This is a genomic window from Streptomyces sp. SID5785 (assembly GCF_009870065.1).
Lineage (GTDB): Bacteria > Actinomycetota > Actinomycetes > Streptomycetales > Streptomycetaceae > Streptomyces.
The window spans coordinates 1-5,249 of record NZ_WWIA01000347.1 but is presented as its reverse complement, the minus strand read 5'-3'; the positions used below and the strand labels follow the sequence as shown (position 1 = coordinate 5,249).

General features: G+C 72.6%; 6 protein-coding genes. 3 read left to right on the top strand and 3 right to left on the bottom strand.

Annotated features, from left to right (window positions below; translation table 11 throughout):
* Positions 1 to 785: cobalamin B12-binding domain-containing protein (locus tag GTW43_RS11355; RefSeq protein WP_161301532.1), on the top strand; the 785-nt coding region annotated here is incomplete at its 5' end.
* Between the two features lie 84 nt (positions 786 to 869).
* Here the strand turns inward: GTW43_RS11355 and GTW43_RS11350 are convergent.
* Entirely contained in the window at positions 870 to 2,249 is a 1,380-nt protein-coding gene (locus tag GTW43_RS11350; RefSeq protein WP_161301531.1) for a deoxyribodipyrimidine photo-lyase, read from the bottom strand.
* A gap of 374 nt (positions 2,250 to 2,623) precedes the next feature.
* On the opposite strand from GTW43_RS11350, the gene GTW43_RS11345 reads away from it, so the two are divergent.
* A complete protein-coding gene (locus GTW43_RS11345) occupies positions 2,624 to 3,043 on the top strand; it encodes a hypothetical protein (RefSeq protein WP_161301530.1) in 420 nt (139 codons plus the stop codon).
* A gap of 43 nt (positions 3,044 to 3,086) precedes the next feature.
* Here the strand turns inward: GTW43_RS11345 and GTW43_RS11340 are convergent, their stop codons facing one another.
* Positions 3,087 to 3,791, bottom strand: a complete 705-nt coding sequence (locus tag GTW43_RS11340; RefSeq protein ID WP_161301529.1) for a nucleotidyltransferase domain-containing protein — start codon at positions 3,789 to 3,791, stop codon at positions 3,087 to 3,089.
* A 113-nt stretch (positions 3,792 to 3,904) separates the two neighbouring features.
* On the opposite strand from GTW43_RS11340, the gene GTW43_RS11335 reads away from it, so the two are divergent.
* Entirely contained in the window at positions 3,905 to 4,519 is a 615-nt protein-coding gene (locus GTW43_RS11335; protein ID WP_343245969.1) for an ATP-binding protein, read from the top strand.
* Positions 4,520 to 4,601: 82 nt separating this feature from the next.
* On the opposite strand, the gene GTW43_RS11330 is transcribed toward GTW43_RS11335, so the two are convergent.
* Positions 4,602 to 5,249 (bottom strand): hypothetical protein (locus tag GTW43_RS11330; protein ID WP_237536529.1); only part of this gene is annotated, 648 nt, incomplete at its 5' end.

The window sequence follows — 5,249 nt, the reverse complement described above, 5'->3', positions numbered from 1 at the left end:
CGGCGGAGGCCGCGCGGATCGCCAGGAGGCGGGAGAGCGCCCCGGATGCGGCTGGGGTCCGTGCGGCGGCACCGGCGGCCGCGCAGCCCGACACGACCGCCTCCGAGGAGTCCGGGCTTCCACACGGCGCCGCGCGCCGCGAGTGCCGGGGCCTCGCCCGTGCGGCGGTCCGTCTCGACTCCGATGCACTGGATCGGCAACTGGAGGCCTTCGTCCGGCACCACGGCGTCGTGGCGGCGTGGGAGCGGCTGATGATGCCGACCCTGCACGCCGTGGGCCGGAAGTGGGAGACCGCCGGCGACCGCTATGTCGAGGTGGAACACCTGCTCTCCTGGCACGTCTCCACAGCGCTGCGAAGCGCTCCGCTGCTCCACGGGTCGCCGCCCATGCCCGGGCGCGACGGCTCGCCGGTCCTGCTGGCCTGCGTGCCCGGCGAGCAGCACACCCTGCCCCTCGAGGCGCTGCACGCTGCCCTTCGCCGCCTGGGCCACCCCGTGCGGATGCTCGGCGCGGCACTCCCCGCGGAGGCCCTGGTCGCGGCGGTACGGCGTACGGGACCGGATCATGTGGTCCTCTGGTCACAGACACGTTCTCAGGCCAACGTGCCGCTCGCGCTGTATCTCCAGCAGGAGGCGTGGGGTATCAAAGGCGCGCGTCGGCACACCACACTCGTCCTCGCCGGTCCCGGATGGCGGGGCGCGCGCCCCGCCGTGGCGGGCTCGCTCCAGCCGGCCGGTCTGCGCGAGGCGCTGGCGCTCCTCTCTCCTGGGGCTGCTCCGGTGTGACAGCCCGCCCCCGGCCGTGTCGCACAGGACAATGCGGGGAGTCGGAGAATCACGAGGCAGGCGGTGGCTGCGCGACACGGACTGTCAGTCGCGCGCCCGGGCGTGTTTGAAGCGCGCGAGCCCGTCGGCCAGAGCGATCAGAGGTTCCGGGTAGCCGAGACCCGCCCGCGTCTCCTCGGGCAGCCGCCACGGCTCGTGCACCAGGCGGTCCTCCACACCGGCCAGCTCAGGCACCCAGCGGCGCACGTACGTTCCCCGAGGGTCGAATCGCTTGCCCTGGATCACCGGATTGAGCACGCGGTGCGGACGGGTGTCGGTGCCCGTGCCCGCGACCCACTGCCAGTTGAGCTGGTTGTTGGCCACGTCGCCGTCGACGAGCAGGTCGAGGAAGTGCCGCGCGCCGATCCGCCAGTCCACGTACAGCGTCTTCGTCAGGAAGCTCGCGACCAGCAGCCGGGCGCGGTTGTGCAGCCACCCCTCGTGCCGCAACTGGCGCATCCCCGCGTCCACCACCGGATAGCCCGTGCGCCCCTCCCGCCAGGCCGCGATGTCCTCGGCCGCGTCCGCCTCCCCGCGCCACGCGTCGTCGCGGCCGCGGTAGTCCGCGTGCGCCGCGTCCGGCCGGGCCGCGAGCACCTGGCGGTGGAAGTCGCGCCAGCACACCTGACGCACGAACGCCTCCGCGCCCGGGCCACCGTGCGCACGGGCCCTGCGGACGAGCTCGACGGGCGAGAGCGCTCCGAAGTGGAGGTAGGGCGAGAGCCGGGACGTGGCGTCGGCCTCCAGGTCGTCGTGCCGCTCGTCGTACCGGGACAGGTCCTGAGGCCACCATGCGGCGCACCGGGACCGGCCGGCGGTCTCCCCGCCCTCGGCCAGACCGGGCGACATCCCGGCCACGTCCCGGGCCGACGGCGGAGCCTCACCGCGCACGGCCTCCGGGACCCGCACCGCGCGCGGCGGATCCAGTGGCTCGCGCAGTGCCACGCGCGACCAGCTGCGGAAGTAGGGCGTGAACACCGCGTAGTGATCGTGATCGCCGCCGGACGGGGTCAGCGCCCCGGGCGGCACCACGGTCGTCACACCGTCGTGCACGTGCAGCGCGACTCCCATGGGGTCCAGCACTGCGCGCAGCGCGCTCTCCCGTCGCCGCGCGTACGCGCTGACGTCGGACGCCAGGTGGACCTGGCCCGCCCCGCACTGCGCGGCGACCGCGGCGACCTCGCGGGCGACCGGTCCGCTGCGTACGACCAGCCGACCGCCGCGGTGCCGCAACCGGGCGTCGAGGTCCGTCAGACAGCCCGCCAGGAACGCCTCACGGTTCGGCACGCTGAACCCCGCGTCGCGCACGCCCGGATCGCGGACGAACAGCGGGACCACCTCGTCGGCCGCGCGCAGGGCGGCATGCAACGGCGGATGGTCGTGCAGACGCAGGTCCGAGGTGAACAGGACGACCGCGACGGTCATGTCGACGCTCCTGGTGCGGTGTGCGGTGTGCGGTGTGCGGTGTGCGAGAGGACTTGTGGGCCTCGACTCCGTCTTCCCCGGAATGCCGCTCGACGGATGCGTTGACGCGGAAACCGCACCGACTCCTGCCATGGCCATGGCAGTGGCGATGCAATGGCGTACGAGGCACTGCTGCGGCGAGCTCGCTCTAGGGTGTGGTGGAATCCCGCGGCAGAGCGTGCCGCCCCGGACCGCAGGAGGCGGCCTTGCCCCACCACATACGTCGAAGAAGTCTTGCCGCGTTGGTGTTGTGCTGCGGCGCCGTGGGTGTCGCCGCCTGCACGGGCAGCTCCCCGGCTGCGGATCCCGCACGTTCGCCCGCTGCGACGTCGACCGTGGCCGGCAAGGGCGCCGGCGAGAAGCAATCTGCCGGTGAAGGGCTCGAACCCGGCCAGGGCGTCACGCTCGACTCGGCGCTGCACGTACGCGTAGAGGAGGTGACCTATACCCGTCGGGCCGCACAAGCCGCAGCGGGCACAGAGCCGGTGCGCATACGACTCAGCGTCCGGAACTCCGGCCAGGACCCCATCGATTTCTCGATCACCGATGTCACCTGGAAGGGCCCGACAACGGCTCCGCAGAGCGCCGACCCCAACCCCGGCGACATGGCGCGCCTGAGCAAGAACTACTGGCCCAGTCAGTCGCTCACCGGGAACGTGCGTCTGACGGTGGAGGAACCCGGGGGAGTGGTGTCCTTCTACACCGTGGCCTCCGGCGAGGATCCCGCCTTTTCGGTCGCACTGCCGCGCAGGTGACGGGAGAGGGTACTGGAAGAGCCGTCCGACCCGGCGGGAGCGGTCATGGCGTCCCCGCACGCCGGTACCCGGCCCAGAACCTGCCTCCGGCCTGGTCGAGCACCTCGTCGACCACCGCCACGAGAGGTTCGGCCCGTCCGCTCAACACCCCTTGCAGCCCGTCGTGAAGACGCATCGTCAGCCCCGGCTGCGCGGCATCGAGGCGTCGGGCCAGCCACTTCCCGGTGCCGTCCCATGATCCGGAGACGGCGAGCGCCAACTCGCCTGTCCTGCGTACGAGTTCGACGGCGATGTACAGGCGCTCGCTCTGGTCGTCGCTTCCTGTGAGGTCGTCAAGGAGGTCGGTGATGGCGTAACGGCGGTCGTCGATCTCCTCCGCCGGCACAGGCGCGGGTCCGGCGTCGATCAGCTTCCGTCCGTGCGCGACGAGACGCGCCCCCACGCCGTCGACGTCGAAGAGCAGCAGTCCGGCCGCGCACATCCACAGCAGCGGGGAGTGCCGCTTCGGCAGTTCGCGGTCGACGTAGGCGTGCCACGTCTCCTCGGTGTGCACGAACATCTCCACCGGCCAGTCTCCGTGACGGAGGCTGACCCGGTAGGGGGCGGGGCTTCCGTGGAGCAGCACCACGATGTCCAGATCCGAGGTGGCGGTGCGGCGGTTCGTCACGACGCTCCCGCCCAGGAACGCGGCACGCGCGTCCGGATGACGTTCTTCCACGACGGCACGAGCGGCATCGATCGGTTCCATGCGCCCATTATCAGCACAGGCACCGACCTGTTCCCCGGCCGGTTTCGCTGATGAGGAGGAGCAGCGGCACGAGCCCGGGCCGCGACGGCGGTGTGCGCGTCATGATGGGGACCGTGTCGAAGAATCAAGCGGAAGCGATGCCGGACCCCCTGCGCGGGCGGCATACGGTCCGGGTGCCGCGCGGACTCGTCGTGCTGGTCGGCCCGCCGGCCTCGGGCAAGACCAGCTTCGTACGTGCCCTGGTCGCGTGTCGGCAGATCGACGAGGACGCCGTGGTGTCCAGCGACGCGATTCGCGCGGAGTTCTTCGGTGACCGCGGCTGTGCTGCGCCCGGCGGGGAGGACTCCGACGCGGCGGACGCCCGGATCTTCGAGGAGCGGGACCGGAGGATCGTCGCCCGGCTTGCCGCAGGCCGGACGGCCGTCGCCGAGTCCACCAACGTCACGGCACCGGCGCGCGCCCGCCTCCTCGCCCTCGCGGGACGCTTCGGGGCGACGGTCACCATGCTGCGGTTCGCCCCGGACCTCGAGCGTCTCCTCCTCCAGCAGGCCGGTCGGGACCGTAGCGACATCAGTGCAGCGGACATCCGCGCCTATGCGGCGACCATGGCCCGGCACGCCGGCATCGACCAGCTGCGTTCCGAGGGCGCGCACGCCGTCCACGACGTCCCCGGAGGCGGCGAGGGTGTCACGCCCGCCGAGGCCGCGGCGCGTTTCCTCTTCACCTGACGTTGCGCGCGCCAGGCCACGGCGATGTCTCCGCACCCGGCGAAGGAGTCCCGCGACAGGTCACCGGCTGCCTGCGGCAGGCTCAGGCGCGCCACACCTCTGCGGCGGCGAGGAACGCCGAGGACGAGGGCCGGTCGGGGGTTCCTCCCCGCATGATGACGCCGGGCTGGACGTGGCCGTCGACGCGGGTTCCGCCCTGTGCACAGGGGCCGTTCACCAGGCTCAGGCTGTGCTCCACGCCGCCCAGCGGGAACGCGTCGGTGGCGAAGGCGCGGCGGTCGAGCACGTCCGACATGTGTACCTCGACACCTCCGCCCCGGGCGAGCAGGCCGACGGCGAGGTCGAGGTCGACATGGACCGGAGACCGGTGGAAGCGGGGTGCGGACCAGGGCAGGCCGTCGAGCTCGGGGAAGTGCCGGACGAAGTGGTCGGCCAGCCAGAGGGTGAGGCGCGGGTCCTTCCCGACGGCGCGCACTCCGTCGGGCCGCCACAGGACGAGGGCGTTGCCTGCACCATGGGTGGACCACTCCACACGCCAGGTGGAGACGTAGGCCGTGCACGCTCCCGACGCGTCGAAGAGCTGAAGCCCGGGGTTGGCGCCGACCAGGATCGGTTTGCGCAGGGCGGGATCGCTGTCCGGGGCGGCCCCGGCGCTCGACGCCGATGCTGGTGCCGCGCCGGCGGCCAGCAGCCCCATCGTGCCGAGGGCGGTGCTCATGCGGACGATGCC

What these genes read in the sequence shown, in the direction of transcription:
- GTW43_RS11350 (WP_161301531.1), bottom strand. Translation starts at nt 2,249, where the DNA reads ATGACCGTCGCGGTCGTCCTGTTCACCTCGGACCTGCGTCTGCACGAC.
- GTW43_RS11340 (WP_161301529.1), bottom strand. Translation starts at nt 3,791, where the DNA reads ATGGAACCGATCGATGCCGCTCGTGCCGTCGTGGAAGAACGTCATCCG.